Raw genomic sequence first — 612 nt, 5'->3', positions numbered from 1 at the left:
ACTTTTTGTAAATATTTTATAAAATTATTTTTTAATTAGAGGAATTATGCATTTTTTTATTAGTATATTAATTGCTTTAATGTTTTCAAGCTATTCATTTGCACAAAATTATGGTTATGATAAGAATTATCAATCATATTTAGATGAAAATGGCGTAGAAATTGATGATAAACAAAAAGATAAAGTTAGAGAAGACATAAAAAAGTGGGCTAACTTTTATTTGCAAAAGCACTATAAATATAATGAAAGAGTTGAATTAACTCACCCAACTACAAAAGAGAAGAAAAAATTCAATTTTGATTGTTCTGGTTTTGTAACTGCTGTTTATTGGAGTTCTAATATAGCGGTATTTGAAAAACAAGCTATAATGGACTCAAGCGGCGTAAAMACAATATATTCAACACTTTCAAAATATAAAAAGATATACAATGACGGCATGCCAAACATTGGCGATATAGTGATGTTTGACAGAACTACATCAGATACGAAAAAACTTACACATGCTGGAATAGTTGTTGATGTAGATAGAGAAGAAGGAACTGTAACTTATGTACATGCCTCTACAAGTAAAGGGCTTGTTGAAGGCTATATAAATTTAATATATAAATTTAA

The 612-nt window shown here is 27.3% G+C and carries 1 protein-coding gene; it reads left to right on the top strand.

Annotated elements, in window-relative coordinates; translation table 11 throughout:
• Positions 1-46 precede the first annotated feature (46 nt).
• On the top strand, positions 47-612 hold a 566-nt coding region (locus GQX97_RS13950; RefSeq protein WP_157152340.1), incomplete at its 3' end, for an NlpC/P60 family protein.

The organism is Brachyspira sp. SAP_772 (genome assembly GCF_009755885.1).
Lineage (GTDB): Bacteria > Spirochaetota > Brachyspiria > Brachyspirales > Brachyspiraceae > Brachyspira.
The sequence above is the reverse complement of the archived record's forward strand: the minus strand, read 5'-3'. Positions and strand labels throughout refer to the sequence as shown.